The 20,257-nt window shown below is 38.4% G+C and carries 18 protein-coding genes; 6 read left to right on the plus strand and 12 right to left on the minus strand.

Translation table 11 applies throughout. The features are described 5' to 3' along the window. The first annotated feature begins 11 nt into the window (after positions 1–11). Positions 12–2,243: a carbohydrate binding family 9 domain-containing protein gene (locus tag PVK79_RS09580; RefSeq protein WP_182731578.1), complete on the plus strand. Its 2,232-nt coding sequence runs from the start codon at positions 12–14 to the stop codon at positions 2,241–2,243. Positions 2,244–2,293: 50 nt separating this feature from the next. Here the strand turns inward: PVK79_RS09580 and PVK79_RS09585 are convergent, their stop codons facing one another. The 5 genes from PVK79_RS09585 to PVK79_RS09605 all read right to left on the minus strand — a co-directional run bounded on the left by PVK79_RS09585 (position 2,294) and on the right by PVK79_RS09605 (position 6,091). Further along, entirely contained in the window at positions 2,294–3,082 is a 789-nt protein-coding gene (locus PVK79_RS09585; protein WP_145235993.1) for a hypothetical protein, read from the minus strand. A 62-nt stretch (positions 3,083–3,144) separates the two neighbouring features. Beyond that, on the minus strand, positions 3,145–3,681 hold the full coding sequence (locus tag PVK79_RS09590; RefSeq protein WP_145235990.1) for a protein tyrosine phosphatase family protein: 537 nt from the start codon (positions 3,679–3,681) through the stop codon (positions 3,145–3,147). 142 nt (positions 3,682–3,823) lie between these two features. After that, positions 3,824–5,422 carry an AbgT family transporter gene (locus PVK79_RS09595; protein WP_182731581.1) on the minus strand — a complete coding sequence of 533 codons (1,599 nt, stop codon included), beginning with the start codon at positions 5,420–5,422 and terminating at the stop codon, positions 3,824–3,826. A 106-nt stretch (positions 5,423–5,528) separates the two neighbouring features. Then, positions 5,529–5,831: a hypothetical protein gene (locus PVK79_RS09600; protein WP_145235984.1), complete on the minus strand. Its 303-nt coding sequence runs from the start codon at positions 5,829–5,831 to the stop codon at positions 5,529–5,531. A 2-nt stretch (positions 5,832–5,833) separates the two neighbouring features. Continuing rightward, positions 5,834–6,091: a DUF3081 family protein gene (locus tag PVK79_RS09605; protein ID WP_149980149.1), complete on the minus strand. Its 258-nt coding sequence runs from the start codon at positions 6,089–6,091 to the stop codon at positions 5,834–5,836. A gap of 162 nt (positions 6,092–6,253) precedes the next feature. Here PVK79_RS09605 and PVK79_RS09610 point away from each other — a divergent pair, with 162 nt between their 5' ends. Further along, a complete protein-coding gene (locus PVK79_RS09610; protein ID WP_182778433.1) occupies positions 6,254–7,153 on the plus strand; it encodes a redoxin family protein in 900 nt (299 codons plus the stop codon). Between the two features lie 66 nt (positions 7,154–7,219). Then, the gene (locus PVK79_RS09615) at positions 7,220–8,500 is read left to right on the plus strand and encodes a flavohemoglobin expression-modulating QEGLA motif protein (protein ID WP_257326551.1); all 1,281 of its coding nucleotides are present in this window, start codon (positions 7,220–7,222) and stop codon (positions 8,498–8,500) included. Positions 8,501–8,961: 461 nt separating this feature from the next. On the opposite strand, the gene PVK79_RS09620 is transcribed toward PVK79_RS09615, so the two are convergent. The 5 genes from PVK79_RS09620 to PVK79_RS09640 all read right to left on the minus strand — a co-directional run bounded on the left by PVK79_RS09620 (position 8,962) and on the right by PVK79_RS09640 (position 14,507). After that, a complete protein-coding gene (locus PVK79_RS09620; protein ID WP_257326552.1) occupies positions 8,962–9,786 on the minus strand; it encodes a transporter substrate-binding domain-containing protein in 825 nt (274 codons plus the stop codon). 85 nt (positions 9,787–9,871) lie between these two features. Beyond that, the gene (locus PVK79_RS09625) at positions 9,872–10,675 is read right to left on the minus strand and encodes a DUF1338 domain-containing protein (RefSeq protein WP_182734133.1); all 804 of its coding nucleotides are present in this window, start codon (positions 10,673–10,675) and stop codon (positions 9,872–9,874) included. A 47-nt stretch (positions 10,676–10,722) separates the two neighbouring features. Next, positions 10,723–12,204: a succinylglutamate-semialdehyde dehydrogenase gene (gene astD / locus PVK79_RS09630; protein WP_257326553.1), complete on the minus strand. Its 1,482-nt coding sequence runs from the start codon at positions 12,202–12,204 to the stop codon at positions 10,723–10,725. Positions 12,205–12,222: 18 nt separating this feature from the next. Beyond that, positions 12,223–13,257, minus strand: coding sequence for an arginine N-succinyltransferase (gene astA, locus PVK79_RS09635; protein ID WP_149980153.1), 1,035 nt, complete (start codon positions 13,255–13,257; stop codon positions 12,223–12,225). 44 nt (positions 13,258–13,301) lie between these two features. Beyond that, positions 13,302–14,507, minus strand: a complete 1,206-nt coding sequence (locus PVK79_RS09640; protein ID WP_145235948.1) for an aspartate aminotransferase family protein — start codon at positions 14,505–14,507, stop codon at positions 13,302–13,304. 205 nt (positions 14,508–14,712) lie between these two features. On the opposite strand from PVK79_RS09640, the gene PVK79_RS09645 reads away from it, so the two are divergent. Together PVK79_RS09645 and PVK79_RS09650 are read left to right on the plus strand one after the other, a co-directional pair. Next, positions 14,713–15,141, plus strand: coding sequence for an Lrp/AsnC family transcriptional regulator (locus PVK79_RS09645; protein ID WP_145235943.1), 429 nt, complete (start codon positions 14,713–14,715; stop codon positions 15,139–15,141). Between the two features lie 211 nt (positions 15,142–15,352). After that, positions 15,353–16,378 (plus strand): GGDEF domain-containing protein, encoded by a 1,026-nt coding sequence (locus PVK79_RS09650; RefSeq protein WP_257326554.1) that lies wholly within the window; start codon positions 15,353–15,355, stop codon positions 16,376–16,378. Here the strand turns inward: PVK79_RS09650 and PVK79_RS09655 are convergent. Further along, positions 16,375–17,298, minus strand: a complete 924-nt coding sequence (locus PVK79_RS09655) for a hypothetical protein (RefSeq protein ID WP_145235936.1) — start codon at positions 17,296–17,298, stop codon at positions 16,375–16,377. The two genes, PVK79_RS09650 and PVK79_RS09655, sit on opposite strands and share 4 nt — an antisense overlap. 90 nt (positions 17,299–17,388) lie before the next feature. Next, a complete protein-coding gene (locus PVK79_RS09660; RefSeq protein ID WP_145235932.1) occupies positions 17,389–19,302 on the minus strand; it encodes a putative bifunctional diguanylate cyclase/phosphodiesterase in 1,914 nt (637 codons plus the stop codon). A gap of 645 nt (positions 19,303–19,947) precedes the next feature. On the opposite strand from PVK79_RS09660, the gene PVK79_RS09665 reads away from it, so the two are divergent. Further along, entirely contained in the window at positions 19,948–20,247 is a 300-nt protein-coding gene (locus tag PVK79_RS09665) for an isoamylase early set domain-containing protein (RefSeq protein ID WP_145235928.1), read from the plus strand. Positions 20,248–20,257: the final 10 nt, after the last annotated feature.

Below are 20,257 nucleotides of genomic sequence, written 5' to 3' on the forward strand. Positions count from 1 at the left end.
AATGGATGTTTATGCAGTATATAAAATTAATAACGTTACCTGTCTGGGTTTTAGCTTTCGCTTTATGTAGTACGTTTGCACACGCTGAGCAACAACAATTTAGTTTAGCGCACATTGATCAAGGTATTGATCTTGATGGTGAGTTGAGCGAACCGCACTGGCAACAAGCCACTTTAATCCCTTTACGCTATCAAAATGAACCCAACGAAAAAGGCATACCACCTGTAAAAACAGACGCTTATATCTATGAAGATGGCAACTATTTATATCTTGGTTTTGTTGCTTATGATAATGATCCCAGTCAAATACGTGCAGCACTTCGAGATCGCGATACATTATGGTCGGATGATAATGTCGCATTGATGATTGATACTTTTAACGATGAGCGAACAGGTTATGAGTTTTACGTAAATCCACTCGGTGCACAAGGTGATATGCGCATGACCGATACCGATGGCTGGACTGAAGACCCATCGTGGGATGCGATTTGGGACAGTGCAGGGCAAATAACTGACCAAGGTTATACCGTAGAGATGCGCATCCCGTTCACTGCATTGCGTTTTCCTAAAAATAAAGCCGATATGACATGGGGGTTTGCGCTGTGGCGTAATTATCCTCGAGATGTTTTATATCAATTATCCAATGTAGGTTTTGACCGCGACGTGAAATGCAGTTTTTGCCAGTTTGATAAAATAACAGGCTTTAATGCCATGGAGCCGAGCAAAAATATTCAATTAACACCGACCTTGACCGCTCTTCGCAATGATGTGAAAGAGGCTGTACCAGGGGATTGGCAAAATGGTGATATTGAGACTGAAGCTGGACTCGATTTACGTTGGGGGATCAGCCAAGATGCGGTTATTAATGCCACAATTAATCCCGATTTCTCGCAAGTTGAGACCGATAGTTTAGAGTTGGATGTCAATACCACATACTCTATTTATTATGCTGAGAAACGCCCGTTCTTTTTAGATGGTGCATCGTATTTCAAAAGCAGTTTATTTGAGCTTTTATATACTCGTACAATTGCCGAGCCTGAAATTGGCGCCAAAATAACCGGTAAAACAGATGCACATAGTTATGCTTTTATGTATGCCGATGATGAAAATACCAGTCTTTTTTTACCGACTAACCAAGGTTCTGGCTTTGCTAATTTAGCTGAAAAATCAAAGTCAGCGGTTGGCCGATATCAATACGACATTGGCGAGCAGGGCACTATTGGGGTGATGAGCACCCACCGTGAAGCGAATGACTATCACAATACCGTACTGTCGGTAGATGGTAGTTATTGGTTTAATCAAACAGATAGTGTGTTGTATCAAGTTGCTACCTCTGATACTAAAAACTCCGCTTTTTTAACTGATAATTATGGCTTGGAGAAAAATCAATCTGATCAAGCTTATAAGATCGAGTTTGCTCGCGAGAAACGGGATTATAAGCTACTTGCCAGTTACGAAGATATTGGTGAGGATTATCGTACCGATGTTGGCTATCAAGGAAAAGTAGATTATAAAAAAGTGTTACTAGGCGGCGGGCAAACTTGGTACTTAGACGCAAGTGAGATGATAACCGAATATTCTTATAATGTTGATTGGGACAAAACCTGGGCGCAAGATGGTAGCTTGCTTGAAGAAGAGTACGAAGGGTATATTTTTTTAAAAGGCCAATTACAGTCATCCTTAGAGTTTGGTTTGATCCATCGTAATGAGAGCTATAAAGATGATTTTTATAATCAAAATATCGGCTTTATTTATGGTGGTTTTAACCCAAGCAAAGATTTACGTATTACGCTCTATAGTGAGTTTGGTAGTAAAATAGATTACAGTAATGAGCAGTTAGGTGATTTATTTACTCTAGAGCCAGAACTTACCTGGGACATCAATGATCATTGGCAACTACAGCTTGAACACAGTTATAGCCGTTTAGATAACCCACAAGGTGAAAATGTATTTACAGCGAATCTAACCGATTTACGAATTTATTATAAATTTAATATGCGCTCGATGCTGAAACTGATTTTACAGTTTGAAGATATCGACCGAAATCAAAATGCTTATTACTTTGCTGTAAATCACATCAACCGAGATTATGGCAGTCAGCTTGTTTACTCATATAAAATTAACGCACAAACATTATTTTACTTGGGTTATTCAGATAAAGGCTATCAAGATGACTCATTAAAAAGTATAGAACGCGATCAACGTACTTTCTTTACTAAATTAAGTTATGCATGGCAGCTTTAAATTACATTTTAAAAAAGCCCTTAGTATTTAACTAAGGGCTTTTTTTATTGCTATAAATTACGAAAATATGCATCAACAAACTGTTGTTGGTTTGGTGCTTTTGGCGCTGTAGTAAATTTGATTAATGAGTCGGTATGACGCAGTTTTAGTTCATTACTAAATTCACAATCAACCTGATTAAATTGTTGTACTTTAGCTTTAAATTTAGCTGATTGTTGGCATTGCTTTGCTAATGAGTTGGCTACTTGTGCACAATATGCGCCAACGGCATAAGTTTGTAAGGTTTTATCATCAAGTGCTTGCCAATTTACTGAGGTGGCTATGTCTTTCTCACACTGTAAATTTAGCTCTTTACTAGCGTCAGTAAGTGCGATTTGTGATTGTTTAATTGCATTATCGCGATCAAACTTAGCTAGTTTTAACTGAATACCTTGCTCAAGTTGGCTTATATATTGTGCATAGGTATCTTCGCTTATTCCTTTTGCTCGCTTATCTTTTAGTTCACTCAAATAAATTGCTTGGCGGCTATTTGGCAAATATAGTGTGTAGCTACAACAGCTATAACCTTGCTCTTTCGTGACGAGTGCTCGCTGTTCCCCGTCAAACGTGTATTTGTAAGCTTGTATACTTCCGTGAGGTTTCAGAGCGGTTAAAAAAACCACTTCGTCAATAGGACTATTTACCCCAACGACTTTGACCAATGCTTGGCTGTTATCAAGGGTATTAATAATAGTCACTTGCTCGCCACTTGATGACTCAAGTACAAGAGGATATTTTTGTAATTCTATCGCGTAGCTACAAGTGCAGAATAAACTGAGTAACAGAAAGATATTTTTCATTGTTAAATCCATTTAAAGTTAAACAAAATAGTTAAACATTTTAACATAGCTAACGTGTTATTTTAATGCTCTTTTATTTTATAGGTTGCTATGGCGTCTCTTACCACAGGTTCAAGACCTTGTAAGCCCCATTGCTTACCTGTTTCAATCGCTTTTTCAATTGGTTGGTTAAGCTCTATTGCGTTATAAAGTGCAATCAGTGCACCAACTCGGTTACCACTTGCACAATGCAGTAATGTTGGGCTCTCAGATGCTTGCGCTAATAATTGCTGCAGCTTTTTTGCATTTTCAATATTGATATCGGCTCTTGATGAAATGGGCAGTGAAAAGTATTGCAGTCCTAAATTGGTCACTAAAGCCTGTTCATCCCAATTATTTTCCCCATCCCCGCGTAAATTAATCACATACTTTATACCTTGCTTTGCAAGCTGCTGAAATTGCTCTTTAGAAGGTTGTCCTGCAGTATAGATGTGTTGTTGCGGGTTCGCATAATTAGTTAATGCAACGGACTTTATATTTACTGATGGGAGTGGCTGCGCATAACTTGTTATGCTGATCAAAGAACATGCTAAAGTGATAATAAAAAATACTATTTTCATAATTTTAGATCTCGTTGAAGTTGCTAGTAATGTGGCAATTGTATAAGTAGTTACTATTATTAAAGCAGATAGTTTAGTTTTTCAAACAGGTTAGAGTTACTCAATAATAATGCCAGCAACAGCTGGCATTATTTATCGGTTATTAAGGTGTGTAATAAATTGGTGAGCCAGGCCCTACTGGCAGACCAAATACAAACACCCACAAATAAAACAGAGCAACCCAACCGACAAAGAAAATCATACTATAAGGCAGCATGGTGGCGACTAAAGTGCCTATTCCCATGTCTTTTTTATATTTAGTGGCAACGGCGAGGATCAAGCCAAAGTAACTCATCATTGGGGTGATCAAGTTCGTGACAGAATCACCAATCCGATAAGCCGCCTGAATGGTCTCTGGCGCATAGCCAATCAACATGAGCATAGGTACAAATATTGGCGCAGTGATTGCCCATTGTGCAGATGAAGAACCTAAGCTTAGATTAACTAATGCACACATTAATATAAATAACACAAATACTTCAGGACCAGTCAGATTGAGGGCTTGTAACATAGCAGCGCCATTTATGGCTAAAATAGTCCCTAAGTTAGTCCATTTAAAGAAGGCAACAAACTGCGCGGCAAAAAATACTAATACAATATACATGCCCATTGAGCTCATACTTTTGCTCATTGCGTTGATCACGTCTTTATCATTTTTCATGGTGCCTACTACACGGCCATAAACGAAACCTGGTATACCAAAGGTAATAAAAATAAATACCACAATCCCTTTAGAAAAAGGCGAGTGGGCAAATAAGCCTGTTTCAGGATGGCGCAAAATGCCATCTGCAGGCACGATTGTCCAAGCAAGTAGTAGTGATACTAACAATAAAGAAAATCCAGCCCATTTTAAGCCTGATTTTTCTTTAGCAGTTAAGCCTTCTATATTATTCTGCGCCAGATCAGCACTGGCATCGTCGGGGTTGTATTTTCCAAGGCGGGGTTCAACAATTTTTTCAGTAACGATGGTGCCTAATACGGCAATTAATAAAACTGAAATCATCATAAAATACCAGTTTGCTTCAGCGCCAACTTGGTAAGTTGGATCAATCATTTGTGCTGCCGGAGTCGTAATACCTGCAAGCAATGGATCAATCGTACCTAACAATAAATTAGCACTGTAACCACCTGATACACCAGCAAAAGCCGCGGCTAAGCCGGCTAAAGGATGACGCCCTAAACTATGGAAGATCATTGCGGCTAAAGGGATTAATACAACATAACCAAGTTCAGATGCGGTATTAGATAATATAGCGGCAAATACCACCATAAAAGTAACTAAGCGTTTTGATGCCCCCATTACCATGCCACGCATTGCAGCAGATAATAGCCCTGAATGTTCGGCAACGCTGACACCTAATAGTGCAACAAGCACAGTGCCTAAAGGGGCAAAACTAGTAAAATTAGTAACAAGACCGGTGACGATACGTTGTAAGCCTTCAGCACTTAATAGACTCACAACTTCGATAACGCCGTCAGCTTCACGACCTGCGGAGCCAATTGGGCGAGGATCAATTGCAGTTAATCCAAACCAATCAGCAATACCACTGAAAACAATAATGGCCACACAAAATAGGGCAAACAAGGTGATTGGGTGGGGTAACATATTCCCCAAAAACTCAACCGAGGCTAAAAATCGGTTAAATAATCCCGATTGTTTTTCTTCACTCGATGAGTCGGCAGTGTCGACGGCTTTTGACATAGCAAGGCTCTTAAAATTTAAAATTTCCGCAATCTATCATTTTTAAGCATTATTATCATCAATAAACGGTGGTTTACCAGATGGGTACGATAAACTGTCAATTAGGCTATAGAATTCCTTTGAAAAGTAATGGATAGCGACGTAATCGCTGGCCAATATAGTCATCCGCTAAGATTTGCTGACAAATATCTTCAATATTATCAGAAGCTTCAAACACCCAGTCGAATCGTTCGATTGCAGTTAAAAAACCTCGCTTTAGGAACCGTTGTTGCCGATACTCCTCGAGATTACCTTTAATTATGGCAAGCTTACTTTCATCGTCGCGTAATTGTTGCACAACCTTGGCTATAAAATCTGTATGTTGGTTGTGCTTATTAGCTGGGCGAATTCGCGGTTTGCTGTTATACACAATTACACCTCATTGATTATATTTTCCAGCTTTTTAAGGAAGTCATCTTTATGCTTTTCATGTTCATAATCGAGATGATAGGTGTTATGAAAACCAAATCTAAGCAATACGCCACTGCCTTTAAGATAAATGGTATAACCATCAATATCTGAAAATGCGGTTAATCCTTTATAGTGTTTTCCTTCATTATTTATCTCACCATGTTGGATGATCTGCTCATAGACAGCTAATATTTGTTTTCCTTCGATGTCATTTTTCATCACTACTCCAAATGTTGCTTTGATAATTAAATTGATACGAAACCTAACTCTATTTAGTTTATACCATGTAATGATAAATGATCGAAAAGTTCACCGATGTCGCAAAATTACAATCAGCTAAGAAAGCGACCATGCTAAGGTGTATTTATTTTAGGGATAACAATGATGAAGTCTAAATATATTACGCTGTTGTGGGTCTTTTTGTACTTTTCAAGCAGTCAACATTTGTTAGCAAATGAGTCAAATTTGGTTTTAAAAAACCAACAGGGCGAACTGTTCGAGCTGAATAAAATCGTTGGCAAAAAGCCTGTGTATTTAAAATTTTGGGCAACGTGGTGTAAGCCTTGTATGGAGCAAATGCCACACTTTCAGCAGGCCTATGAACAGTATGGAGATACAATTGATACAATAGCGATTAACATTGATCTAAATGATGATCCTACTGCTGTTGCAGCTGTTAAAAAACAGTTTAATTTAACCATGCCTATCATGAGTGATCATACCGCAAAAGTTGCTCAGCATTATCAATTTATAGGCACTCCTTTTCATGTATTACTCGATAAAACGGGCAAAGTGATTTTTCAAGGCCATGAAGCAGATAAAGCACTTGATAATACACTGCGATTATTATCACATGACGGCATGGTGGCAAAGGCCCACTTGTTAGATGAAGGTAATAAGCAAGCTGCGACTGCTTTAGTTATTCCAGAGCATGGCTTAAAGGCAATATTATATACGGCAACGTGGTGTGATTGGTATTTAGCTGACACTCGCCCGAAGATGGCAACAAACTGTGCCGCAGCTCAAAAGCAAATCAATCTATTAACCAATCAGGGAATTGATACTGAAGCTAGGGTTAGCCAATTATGGACAGATCAAGCCGCTGTTGATGAATATATCGAAAAATTTAAAGTCATACATCCGGTGTACATTGATCACGGTAATGATTTATTTATTGATAATAAAATCAGTAGTGTGCCTACCTTGGTCATTTATAAAAATGGACACATGGTCAATCGTATCAGCGATTTTTCTAGCCCTGTAAATTTGCAAAGTAAGTAATAATTTGCTTTGAAAATGAGCAAATCTAGCCTATCCTCTAGGCTCATTCATCAGTGAGCTTAGAGCATGATAGATAAGGCGTTATTACTTAAAACTCGCGAGTTATCAGATCGATTAATCGCCCTACAAACCCCGATCCGTATCTTAGATGCGATAAATTGGGATAAAAGCATAAAAGAAGAGTTTTTTAGACAAAAATGTCAAAAAAATCCACTGGTTGATAAAGCCTATTATCAGCAACGGGATCTAGGTTTTGTACCTAGCGAGCTACGCCAAGCATTTTCTGATCTAAACCGTAATATCATTAGCCAGCTTGGGCAACTCAATCCTATCGCTCAATATATGAGTAAAATGTGCAGCGAGTACAAAACAGTATTAAGTATGCTTGAATACCGTGGCACTGCTGAATTTCATGATTTATCTGTAGAGTTGTTTGGTCATCCAAAAGATTTATTTCATGCCGGTGAGCCATCGTTATCAGAGCTTGCAAATATGCTTGAGTTACCGCTCAAAAATCTATTAGCGGCCGATATTTTACCTGATGATCCTAAAAATATAGATGCTGATGAAGCCGTTCGGATTCTAGCTGAACAAGTACGTTTAAGCATGCCAGGTATCGATGTTGAAGTGGTCATTAGTGATGGGATCGTCAGTGATGCAGCTGCTGGTGCTAATAATATTAAGCTAAATCAAGATGTAAAGTTTTCTCAACGAGAGCTTGATATTTTAGAAGTACATGAGGGCTGGATCCACGTCGGTACAACGCAAAATGGTTTAGCTCAGCCATACTTAACCTGTTTAAGTAAAGGCACGCCAAGTTCAACAGTGACACAAGAGGGGCTGGCAGTACTAACCGAAATCATCACCCTTAAATCAACACCTCGACGTTTAGCGAAGTTAGTAAATCGTATTCAAGCGGTGACTAAGGTAATTGATGGGGCTGAGTTTGTTGATATATATCGTGATTATGTTGCTCAAGGCTTGAGTAAAGATGAGAGCTATACATTGGCACAGCGAGTTTTTCGTGGCAGTACCGCAACAGGGTTGCCATTTACTAAAGATATCGCTTATATCAAAGGGTTTGTATTGGTTTACAATTTAATTCGGGTTGCGATACAACTTGGCCGCATCGATCAATTACCTTTGCTGTTAGTGGGTAAAATCTCGATTGATGACTTTAGACTAATATCGCAATTACATGATTTAGGTGTAATTGAAGACCCTAAGTTTGTTCCACCACATTTTAAAGATTTACGTGGTTTAGTAACGTGGCTTAGTTTTGGCCGTTTTATTGGTGATTTGTCATTTGAACAGTTAGAAAACGACTATAAACCACTATTTATATAGTGACTCATAATCCTAGTATACAAACAATAAAAACGCAGTTGTAATGAACAACTGCATTTTCGTATCGTATAACTAAGAGTTTGATAAATCAGTCAGTTACTCTTGGCTGTCAATATGTGCATTTAACACTACAATTTCAGCAAATTTGAAGAATTGAAAAGTTAGTTGCCGTTACTAGTGTATGCGCTCCAACACGAGTGTCTAAAAGTTGCATGGGTAATTATTGCTATTGCTATTTGTGGACTACAACCGAATTTTTAGAGCAGTCAGCAAGTGTATCTGTATTACGAAAACTCAAGTAAACTAATATATCTACCAGGTTTTTGTAAGTAATAAAGTTTGCAAGTTTGTTGATGTTATCAATCAATACATTACATCCTACTCAAGGGCATCATGAGTATCCGCATTACCCTCATGTATATATTGCACGCTCGTTTTGTATACCTTGTCGGTAAGTAAATTTAATCATTATAAATACTTGGTTTATAGTAAGTTTTATAAATAGTCATAATTCGTTCAGCTATTTCAGGATCAAAATTAGCATAGTGATATTGCTTGATGGGCTGGTGCATTTTAGCACTTTGCATGAGTGCATCTATTTGCTTAATCACCTGCGTGCCAACTTGGGTTCTGCTACAAGCAAAGTAGCCGCTATTAAACTCTGGGTATTCTATGATCTCACGACTATCTAGTTCAGCATATTGCTGGGATGTTAAAAAATGTTTAACACTTACGTCATAGTCAATGATCATATCAACACGCTTGTGCAAGAGTAGTTTTGCTAAACGGGAAAAATCACCAGCACCAATTATGGGCACGATTTGATGTTGGTACATTGTCAGCATACTATCAAGTTCTTGATAACTAGTAGATGTAAGTGTGGCAAAAGTGTGTTTATTTGCTAGTAACTTTGAAATTGACACTTGTTCAGGCAAATCTTTGAGCGTGTCTTTCAGAGCAAATACTCTGCGTTGTAAGAACATAGAGGAGGGCATCGCAGAGAAAATAAATTGTTTTTTGCGCTGAGGTGTTTTCAATATATTAAAACTACACACATCGGTTTGACCAGAGAGCTGCTTTAACATCCGAGCGACGTTAGTTGTGTGTTGCTCTACTTTAAATTTATGGCTGAGTACTTTCGTAAAAGCAGCAAGGTAGCGTTCATCATCAATAGATTTCTCTTTTGCAGTGATAAAATATTCATAAGACAAAAAAGTAACAGCCTGCTTTGCATAGACAAGGCTCGGCAGCATAAAAGCACAGCAAATGAGTATCAGAATTTTCATACAAGCTCCTTCAGTCATTATTAAAAATAACAAGAAACTTTAATTTTGTCTTTTAAAAAAGCCCTTGCGGGCTTTATTTAATTAATTAACGTGCATTGGTGCTTTCAAAGATTTTATCGGCCGATGCAGCAACGAAACCGGTATATAGTTCACCATCAGGTTTCGCATAACGCAGGGCAAACTCATAAAAACAACTAGGTACGCTCATCGTCGTGTCACTAAACTCTACGGCAAAGTCATCGGCAAGGGTTGATGATTGCTCAAGTAATACCTCAGGTGAGCCTTTTACTTCACCGCCTGAAATATTAAGGGCAAAACCGGCATCTTTAAGCGCTTGGTTAACGTCTTCAATTTTATCAAATTTGGCAAGTTCATTAATGTTCACGGTGAAATGATTAGCACGGTAACCCCATGCTGACATCCACGCTGCATATTCGCTTTCAGCGAGTAACTGTTTATAAGTTTCAGAGCTTACTTGCCAATGGGTGCCTGAGTATAAGAAGTTTTCTGCGGTTACGGCATCTGCATCTATGCTGGCAACCAGCTCATTAACGATGGCTTGCAGTTGCTCAGAACATTGCTCTACAAGTAATTCAGAAATAAATACTTTTGGTTGCTTTGGATCGGTATGCTCATAATGTTTAGCATACAATTTTTTAGCTTCAAAATGATATTCACCACATTCTTTATAACCGACAGCTAAGAAATGGGCGGCTAACTTTTCCAGACCAATTTTTTCATGATTGAAAGTGCGTAGTGCAATATGGTCGTTGATCACATCATCTTGTTGTGTCGAGCCTAATAGCTCATGAACTTTTACAGCTGACGGTGTTACCGCTAGGTAGTTTTGCCATAAGTTGTCAAAAAGGGCATTTACATCTGTGTGCATTTTTAATTCCTTAATTTAATTTCTGCAGCCGTTAAGCTGCAGACTGATTATTCAATAATTAAGCCCGGCGCAAGGGTACTTGGTAAACTAACGCTTGGTGCTTCAACAGAGGCTACTGGGTATGAGCAGTAATCTGCGGCGTAATAGGCGCTCGCTCTGTGGTTACCACTGGCACCAATACCACCAAATGGCGCGGCACTTGATGCACCGGTAATTGGGCGATTCCAGTTAACAATACCGGCGCGAATATGTTTTAAGAAGTGCTCATAATCTTCACTTGAGTCACTTAAAAGCCCAGCCGATAAACCAAATGAGGTATTGTTCGCTTCCACAATTGCACTGTCAAAGTCGCTATAGCGATAAATTTTAATTAATGGGCCAAAGTGTTCTTCATCTGCGATGCTGGCCACATTTGTTACATCGATAATACCAGGGCTTACAAAACCAGTGCCTGGTTTTAAGTGTTTTAGTTCAACTAAAGGTTCAGCTCCCATATCAATCAATTGTTGCTGAGCGGCGACCATCCCAAGCGCTGCTTTTTCGCTGATCATAGCCCCCATGAAAGGTTGTTCTTCGCTAAAGCTGTCTGCAACTTTAATACTTTTAGTTGCGGTGATCAGCTTTTCTAAAATAGCATTACCATTAGCTGTATTTGCAATAAATACCCGACGGGCGCACGTACAGCGCTGACCAGAAGTTATAAAGCCGGATTGGATAATATCATGCACGGCAGCATTTACGTCAGCCACATCTTTAACTATGAGCGGGTTATTCCCCCCCATTTCTAGCGCTAAAATTTTACCTGGATGTCCAGCAAACTGCTTATGTAATAAATGACCTGTGTTTGAGCTGCCAGTAAAAAACAACCCATCGGTATCTTGGTGGCTAGCAAGTGCAATACCGGTGTCAACTTCACCCTGAATAAGGTTGATCACCCCAGCTGGCAGGCCTGCTTTTAACCATAACTCAAGTGTGTATTGAGCAACAAGTGGGGTTAGCTCAGATGGTTTAAATACGACGGTATTACCCGCTAAAATTGCCGGTACTATATGACCATTAGGGAGGTGGCCTGGGAAATTATAAGGGCCAAAAATAGCCACTACGCCATGCGGCTTATGACGAATAAAAGCTTTAGCGCCGGGCATTGGATTTTCAGTAGTGCCTGTTCGTTCATTATGAGCTTTTATTGAGATCGCCACTTTGCCTGTCATAGCACCCACTTCGGTACGTGTTTCCCATAGTGGTTTACCTGTTTCGCGGGCAATGATAGTCGCAAACTCTTCGCTATTTTCTTTTAGCTGGCTGACAAAACGTTCAAGAACCGCAATACGCTCTGTAATTGGGGTATTTGCCCATGTAATGTGTGCCTGACGAGCTGATTTAATCGCTGAGTCTACTTGTTCTTTACTTGCTGCTTTACCTTGCCAAACAATATCCCCGTTACTTGGGTTTATTGAACTGAAATCATGACCTAAGCCAGTTTGCCATTGGTTATTGATTAGTTGGCTGTTGTGCGTATTAACGCTCATAGAAACTCCTACAGAGGTTTACAGACGGAAAAACCGCGCTGCATCTCCTTGTTTTAATTTAAGTGCTTTTGCAACTTCACTGCTAATAATCAAGGTATGTTTAGCATGATTATAATGTGCATGTTTTGTGAAAGTGGCTCTGAAGTCATTCACGCCTTGATTACAAATAGCTAAGGTGTCGGAACTTTGTTGATTAATATGATCAAGTTCACCTATGGTAATAGGGCATACTTGAGATTCACGGATGCTACGTATATTGCCAAGTTTGGCTTCAACTGTTGGCCCAGCATCAAATAAATCAACGTAACCTCGATGCTCAAAACCTTCTTTTTCAAGCAATTTTAGTGCAGGTTTAGTGTGCTCGTGTACTTTACCAATTACAGCTTGCGCTTTTTTGCTTAACAGGTTGGCGTAAATAGGGTACTTGGGCATTAATTCACTAATAAATACTTTATCGCCTAAGCCGACTAAATGATCGGCTAGTGGGAATTCAATACTGAAAAAATGTTCTTCAAGCCATTGCCAAAATGGAGAATGGCCGTTTTCGTCACTAACGCCACGCATTTCTGCAATGATGGTATCGGCAAAACGCTCACTGTGTTGAGCCATAAACAAAAAGCGTGAACGCGATAAGAAACGTCCTGTTAGCCCTTTGCGGCTATCTTCACGTAAAAATAGTGTGCATATCTCTGAGCAGCCGGTGTAATCATTACACATGCTGAGAATATCAACGGTGTTATATACGTTAAGAGTGCGTGAATGATGAACCGTTTTACCTAAATGATAGTGATACAAAGGAACGTTCATACCGACCGCCGCTTCAATCGCGGTAGTGCCAACGACTTGACCTGTTTCACTGTCTTCTAATACAAATAGGTAGCCCTCGTCTTGAGGCTTATTAATGTTTTTTGCAAAGCTCCTTTCTGCTCGTTCAATTTTCTCTAGCAACAAGGCATCATCAACAGGTAATGATGTAAAACCATGGCCTGACTCTATTGCTATTTGTTTTAGTGAGTCAAAATCATTTGCGGTTATAGGACGTAATACTTGCATTTAAAAGTGCTCCATTAACGCCCTAAACAGGGCGTTAAATTAGGTTAACCGTTTACAACGTCTGCTACGGCTTTTTCAAAGCGCACTAGACCTTCTTTAATGTCCTCAAGTGGGATCACCAGCGAAGGCGTAAAACGAATAACATCAGTACCAGCAACTAAGCTCATTAGCCCTTGTTGAGTACTTGCTACTAAGAAGTCGCGAGCGCGCCCTTCAAACTTGCTGTTTAGTACGGCGCCTAATAATAGACCTTTACCGCGTACTTCACTAAATACGTCGTATTTTGCGTTGATCGCTGCAAAACCATCACGGAAAAGCTGTTCACGCTGTTTAACGCCGCTTAGCACTTGTTCGGTATTCACGGTATCAAATGCCGCTTCTGCCACTGCACACGCTAACGGGTTACCGCCATAGGTTGAACCATGCGTGCCCACTTTAAGATGTGCTGCAATATCAGAAGTGGTGATCATCGCACCAATAGGGAAACCGCCACCCAACGCTTTTGCTGTTGTTAAAATATCTGGTGTCACGCCTAATTCTTGGTATGCGTATAGTGAGCCTGTACGGCCTACACCCGTTTGTACTTCGTCAAAAATAAGCAATGCATTGTGTTTATCACACAAAGCACGCACACCTTTGATAAATTCATTATTTGCAGAGATAATGCCGCCTTCACCTTGCAGAGGTTCCATCATTACGGCACAGGTTTTATCGCTGATCAGTGCTTCAAAAGCAGCTAAATCATTGTAGTCACAATGATCAATTGCGGCTGGTTTAGGACCAAAACCGTCAGAATATGCGGTTTGGCCACCCACAGTTACGGTAAAAAAGGTACGACCATGAAAGCCTTTGTTAAATGCGATTATTTGGCTTTTATCAGCACCATGTACATCCAATGCGAAACGACGCGCAAGTTTTAGCGCTGCTTCATTTGCTTCTGCGCCTGAGTTTGCAAAGTAAACTTTGTCTGCAAATGTTGCGTCGGTGATTTTTTTAGCTAATCGAAGTGCTGGCTCATTAGTCATGACATTGGATAAGTGCCAGATTTTTTCGCCTTGCTCTTTTAACGCATTAACAAGGGCTGGGTGACAGTGACCTAAACAGTTGACCGCAATACCGCCAGCAAAGTCGATATATTCTTTATCGTTTTGATCCCAAACACGAGAACCTTGGCCACGCACCGGAATAACCTCTGATGGGTTATAGTTAGGGACCATTACGTCGTTGAATAATTCTCTTGTTACTTGCATTTGTTACACCTAATTCTGGCTTAATATGAAAAAAAACAAATTGCATTTGATGGGTTAATCAAGCCGTTATTACCCTGCAATAATGTGCTTTAATAATTTTTCTTATTTACTACCGCTATTATCTGAGTTCAAAGCTTAAATTTGCAGTGCTATTTTGTGAAAAATGATTAAAATAAAATACAAAATGACGAGGTTAATAATCAATATGATAACTATACAAGACGAAAAGCTACTTTCTATACTTCGCACGAATGCCAGAGCGAGTATTTCTGATCTTGCCAGGGCACTTAACTTATCACGCTCAACTGTACAAAGTAGGATGTTAAAGCTAGAAGAGACTGGAGTGATAAAGGGCTACAGTGTTGACTATGGCGATGCGTACTTAAGTGCCATGGTATCGGCCCATGTATCGATTAAGGTAAAGCAAAAACTAACCACTAAAACTAACCTCGAGCTCAAGCAGATTGATGCCATCTCACAATTGTATGCTATCAGTGGTGAGTTTGATTTAATTGCAGTTGTGCAAGCACAAAATCTAGAAAAACTCAGCCATTTACTCGATGATATTGGTAATTTAGATGGAGTTGAACGTACGACTTCTTCTGTTATTTTAGAAACAAAATTTAAACGCTAAGTTGACGATAAATACAGAATGTCATACTTTCTATTGTGACTAAACAGTATTTACACACTACACTTACGACTAGCACTGGGTTTTCTTACTCGTTAATGTAATTATGAGAGCAAACTTTATTGACGTTTTTGTTTGATTTATATTTTTATAATCTTTTATACGGGTAATTAGTCATAATAAGAATGTTCAGTTATTTGAATACAGGATCCTTATGGAAGAAAACTTATTAAATTCACTAATTAAAATAACCAAAAACCGTGATGTAGATTCATTGGAATATAGCTTGATCTCGACGATCCAAGAATTTGTTGGTTGTACAGAAATTGTAGTTTATAAGGATTTAGACGTGCAAAGTGATTTAACGATTGAGCGCAGTATATCGTTAAAAGTAATCAATGATAATCAGTTTGAGTGGGCGCAACGTCAAGTTGTTGATTCACCAGAGCCTGAACTGTTGTCATGTTTGCGCTCAGCTTGCATTATTACTGTACAGTCTGCTGATGGTATCGAGAAACGTTGGTTACCAATATCTTTGCAAGAAAAGCCGATAGGTGCAATTGCTGTTGTTTGCAAAGGTTTAAAAAGCTCGGATCAGGTTTTGCTTAATGCCTTTTGCCGTATTTATGAAAATTATTTATTTATCTTGCATGAGAATGAACGGGATCAACTGACTGGTCTGTTAAATAGGCAAACATTTGATAAAAAAATAAAGCAGCTAATTGAAAAGCAAGTAATTAAACAGCATAAAACGGTTAAAACGGATGATAATCGCAAGCGAAAGCTCAGTTCAACATCTTGGTTAGCAATGCTTGATATTGATCATTTCAAAAAAATTAATGATAGCTTTGGTCATGTTTGTGGTGATGAGGTTTTATTGTTACTTGCACAAAAAATGCGTCACTTCCTGCGTTCAACAGACTTGATTTTTCGCTTTGGTGGTGAGGAATTTGTGATAGTGTTTGAACCTACTAACTTTGAATCTATCGAAAAGAAAATGAATGAGTTTATGGAGATGATCAGAGACACTCATTTTCCATTTGTTGAAAATATGACTGTAAGTATAGGCATGTGTCGTATCAGTCCTTATGATTTCCCTATTACTGTATTGGAAAATGCGGATAAGGCACTTTATTATGCAAAAGAAAATGGTCGCAATAGGCTGTGCTTTTATGAACAGTTAATGGAAAATAACTTAATTAACTCAAACGACAAAAGCACTGATATAGATTTATTTTAATCTGACGCCGTTGGTATTTTCTTAATGATGGTTTTTTTTACTTCATCGAGTTTAATGACATAGGCGTTACCGCCAATTCCTTTAAATTCTTCATCGGTAAATACAATGGTATTTTCATCATAAAATGTAATCGCTTCTTTTTGAGTCACAATACCCAAATCTATCCGCGATACGTCTCCTGAGAAAAATTTATCACCAGTAAAGTTTTCAAATAACCAAATGCTTGTTGAATCTAGTAATACTAACTTTGTACGATCGGGGCTAAGTGCCGCTGAAGTTATCCAACAGAGCTTTTCCATCGTTGTACAAGTTTTAAAGGAATCTATTAACTGCGCATCAAAATTCGCTGCATGATCGCCAACTTTATACAAATTTGTAATCCCATCAAACGGTTCCGTACGGTTTTTAGTAAACAAATATAAGTGGCGGCCAAAGGCTACAAATGCTTCTAGGTCAAAGTTTCGTTTATCTGGAGTGATAGGGCTACCGTCGAGTTCTGGATAAGTGAACTTGATAATTTCAGCTTCGGTGGTATCAGTTTTAATGTCGATGGGATTTTCTATTTTATAAATAGTGAGCCATTTACGTTCTTGATTATTATTACCAAAGTCTCCTAAAAAGAAGTGCCCAAAATCATTCTGAGTCATATCTTCCCAATCAATGTTTTTTGCATTAGTAACCAGTACCTCTTTGGCGATAGAGCCGTCCTCGTTGAGACGATAAAGTTTTGCTTCATTACCGCCATCATTTATTGCCCATAAGCGCTTGAATTTATCAAATTCGATCCCCGATATTTCTTTTAGTTTAGGATCAACACTGAGTTTCTTTTTGCTGTATAAGGTATAAATTGACATGCTAGTAAGAATAACACTAACTAAAATTACGATTGAGATTAAGGAAAAGAGACTTTTTTTAAGCATGTAAGATGGGGGATTGGATACTAATTATTAAGTATTATTATCTATTTTTAGCTAGATTTCCATGGTAATAAAATTTTAAATGACAAATCGTTAAGTTTCGAGGTTCCAAACGCCAGTGCCCGTCGCGGCGATATGATTAACATTCCCTTGTAGTACCTTACTGCCAACATTCACAGATGACTGCGGACGACTAACTAAATACCCTTGTACGCTGCTAATTCCCATGCGTTTCACTAATTCAAACTGGGCGATTTCTTCAACTCCTTCAGCAACGATTTTAAGCCCAAGCTTAGTACCTAATTCACTGATTGAATTTAATATTTTGTTATATTTCGGGTTTTCATTAGCTTGCGCTATGAATAATCTATCAATCTTGATTACGTCAATAGGTAGATCAGCTAAGGTACTTAATGAGCTAAAACCGGTACCAAAGTCATCTATTGCAATAGTGACGCCTTCTTTACGCAATTTCTCTAATTCATTAATGATAGTGTTGCTAGCGGTGATCAATGTCGATTCAGTGATCTCTAACATCAATGAAGTGGGCGGTAGCCCTGTCTTGGCTAGTTTTTTCATTACCCATTCATGAATTGGGCGATGTTTGAGTTGAATGCCAGAGACATTAACTGAGATTTTAACTTTGCGCATACCAGCATTGTGCCAAGCTGCCATTTGTCGACATGATTCTAGCATTATCCAATCACCAAGCTCTAATATAAGGTTTGATTCTTCTGCAATCGGAATAAACTCCACTGGAGAAATAGCCCCCTCAACAGGATGGTCCCAGCGCACTAACGCTTCGAAGTAATCAATGGCGCAATCTTCAACATGCACAATAGGCTGAAATGATAAATGAAAATTATGACACGCAATGGCTAAACGCAGCTCTTCGAGTAAGTAATGGTAGCGACGCATTTTATTACCCATTTCTGGCGAATAGACTTTAAAAATACCACGCCCATCGGTTTTAGCACGATACATAGCAACATCCGCCATTTGCAACAAAGCATGGGGAGTTGATGCACTTTCAGGATAAACAGCAATACCAACACTGGCACTGATCTTAATTAGTTTATTACCCAGAACAAAGTCCCGCTCTATTTCGTTTAGTACATGCTGTGCCACATCTAAGCTTTTAGAGTTGCAATCAATATTATTAATGAAAATAGAGAACTCATCGCCCCCTAAACGCGCTAAATTTTGCTCTAATAGACTGGTGGGATTGATATCATTAAGCTTATGATGGCGTAATACGCTAGCCAGGCGTTCGGCTACTTGAATCAATACTTCATCACCAAAACTGTGGCCAAAAGAGTCATTCACTTGCTTAAAGCCATCTAAATCAATAAATAACAAGGCACAGTGAATATTTTTTAGTTCAGCACCGTTGAGTTGGCGGTCTAGGTGCTCGATATAAGCATGACGGTCAATCAACAAAGTCAATTTATCTTGGCAAATGCTGGTTTGAGTTTCACGGGCATAATTAGCTACATGGCTGGTTAATGCATTAATTGCTTGGCTTAAACGAGTTACTTCTGTCGCATGCTCAAGTTCAGGAAGTTGAATATTAAATGATTCGATAACTTTTTTTGTTTGTATATTAAGTTGTTCTATCAGCTGTTTTTCACGCTTTATGTTTAATTGTTTACCAAAATACCATGTTAAAAATAAACCTATTAAAATCAGTAGAATAAAGTTTACAGGTGATAAAATAGTGGCATTGATGATGGATGATGCTTGAGCGGTAATAAACTGTGTATCTGTTGCTCTAATTAGTAAGTAATCAGTACCGTCTTTGCTAACTATATAGTGGCCATTTAATATCGGGTTATACCAAGAGGGCATCGTTAGTTGGGTGGTAGCAGTATCAAAAGCGCGAGTGGCAATACTAGATTGTTGCGGATTAATGGTATTGACTTGTTTCGTTAATAAAATATTCATGCTAAAGCAAAAAATAAATATAGCAATAAAGGCAATACTGAGTAAGCGAAAAAGTTTAGTCATTCCATTAAACCATTTTATCCTAATTATATGAATTTGTTATTAGGTATTACACATTTTTTTCAGTATATAGTTTGTAAGACTAACTGACAAAACATTTCTTTAATAACGACCCTGAATAAGGAACATCTTTTCAGTTAGATGTTATTTTATCAGTATTTTTTGAGCGTTTACTCAATTCAACTATTAAATAAATTCACTTTACCAGTGGTTATTTGTTAACTACTTTAAAGGTCACAATTCAGACAGTGATTAACTTGGTTTAGTTCTTGCTGTCATTAAGATGGTAATCATAAAGTGAGTGTTTTTTGCTTTATTTGCATACATTTGGTGCAATATTTATTTAATCGCACTGTCATAAAGCATAAATATAACTTTGTTTAACTAGAGCGTGTTTATTTTTTGAGTTTACTTTTACCGCAGTATGTTTGGTTTTTATGCTAGACAGAGCACATAGTAGTGTTTTATCTACATAAATTGTGCGATAACGTAGTATACCGATCGAACACACAGCCTAAAGGTTGAAGATTTTGACTCTGAAAGGTCAACACGCACTAATAATATTTTACAGCCCTGCGTATGTTGAGTAGTTGAACGCACTTCTGTGGCAAGGATTAATTGACCTTAAGGTTTAGTTTGGAGCCCAATATGTTAAGTAAACGATTTTTTAAAACTAAAAACGAAGCTGAAGTAACATTTGAATTTCAGCATCCTCAGGCTGAGCAAGTTCAGTTAGTCGCTGAATTTACTGATTGGCAACCTGTTGCAATGAAGTTTAATAAAAAAGAACAATGTTTTAAGCTCAAGCAGCGATTACCGAACGATCAACAGTTTCATTTTCGGTATTTAGTTAATGGTACTATTTGGGACAATGACCATCATGCCGATGGATACATAGCAAACAGTTTTGGTACAGAAAATAGCATAGTCAATACACAACGTATTTAAGGCGTGGTAA

The organism is Pseudoalteromonas rhizosphaerae, from assembly GCF_028885455.1.
Classification (GTDB): Bacteria; Pseudomonadota; Gammaproteobacteria; order Enterobacterales; family Alteromonadaceae; genus Pseudoalteromonas; species Pseudoalteromonas rhizosphaerae.

Excerpts from the sequence above, each read along its gene's own strand:
- PVK79_RS09580 (WP_182731578.1), top strand. The coding sequence starts at position 12 with ATGCAGTATATAAAATTAATAACGTTACCTGTCTGGGTTTTAGCTTTC.
- PVK79_RS09585 (WP_145235993.1), bottom strand. The coding sequence starts at position 3,082 with ATGAAAAATATCTTTCTGTTACTCAGTTTATTCTGCACTTGTAGCTAC.
- PVK79_RS09590 (WP_145235990.1), bottom strand. The coding sequence starts at position 3,681 with ATGAAAATAGTATTTTTTATTATCACTTTAGCATGTTCTTTGATCAGC.
- PVK79_RS09595 (WP_182731581.1), bottom strand. The coding sequence starts at position 5,422 with ATGTCAAAAGCCGTCGACACTGCCGACTCATCGAGTGAAGAAAAACAA.
- PVK79_RS09605 (WP_149980149.1), bottom strand. The coding sequence starts at position 6,091 with ATGAAAAATGACATCGAAGGAAAACAAATATTAGCTGTCTATGAGCAG.
- PVK79_RS09610 (WP_182778433.1), top strand. The coding sequence starts at position 6,254 with ATGATGAAGTCTAAATATATTACGCTGTTGTGGGTCTTTTTGTACTTT.
- PVK79_RS09615 (WP_257326551.1), top strand. The coding sequence starts at position 7,220 with ATGATAGATAAGGCGTTATTACTTAAAACTCGCGAGTTATCAGATCGA.
- PVK79_RS09620 (WP_257326552.1), bottom strand. The coding sequence starts at position 9,786 with ATGAAAATTCTGATACTCATTTGCTGTGCTTTTATGCTGCCGAGCCTT.
- PVK79_RS09625 (WP_182734133.1), bottom strand. The coding sequence starts at position 10,675 with ATGCACACAGATGTAAATGCCCTTTTTGACAACTTATGGCAAAACTAC.
- astD (WP_257326553.1), bottom strand. The coding sequence starts at position 12,204 with ATGAGCGTTAATACGCACAACAGCCAACTAATCAATAACCAATGGCAA.
- astA (WP_149980153.1), bottom strand. The coding sequence starts at position 13,257 with ATGCAAGTATTACGTCCTATAACCGCAAATGATTTTGACTCACTAAAA.
- PVK79_RS09640 (WP_145235948.1), bottom strand. The coding sequence starts at position 14,507 with ATGCAAGTAACAAGAGAATTATTCAACGACGTAATGGTCCCTAACTAT.
- PVK79_RS09645 (WP_145235943.1), top strand. The coding sequence starts at position 14,713 with ATGATAACTATACAAGACGAAAAGCTACTTTCTATACTTCGCACGAAT.
- PVK79_RS09650 (WP_257326554.1), top strand. The coding sequence starts at position 15,353 with ATGGAAGAAAACTTATTAAATTCACTAATTAAAATAACCAAAAACCGT.
- PVK79_RS09655 (WP_145235936.1), bottom strand. The coding sequence starts at position 17,298 with ATGCTTAAAAAAAGTCTCTTTTCCTTAATCTCAATCGTAATTTTAGTT.
- PVK79_RS09660 (WP_145235932.1), bottom strand. The coding sequence starts at position 19,302 with ATGACTAAACTTTTTCGCTTACTCAGTATTGCCTTTATTGCTATATTT.
- PVK79_RS09665 (WP_145235928.1), top strand. The coding sequence starts at position 19,948 with ATGTTAAGTAAACGATTTTTTAAAACTAAAAACGAAGCTGAAGTAACA.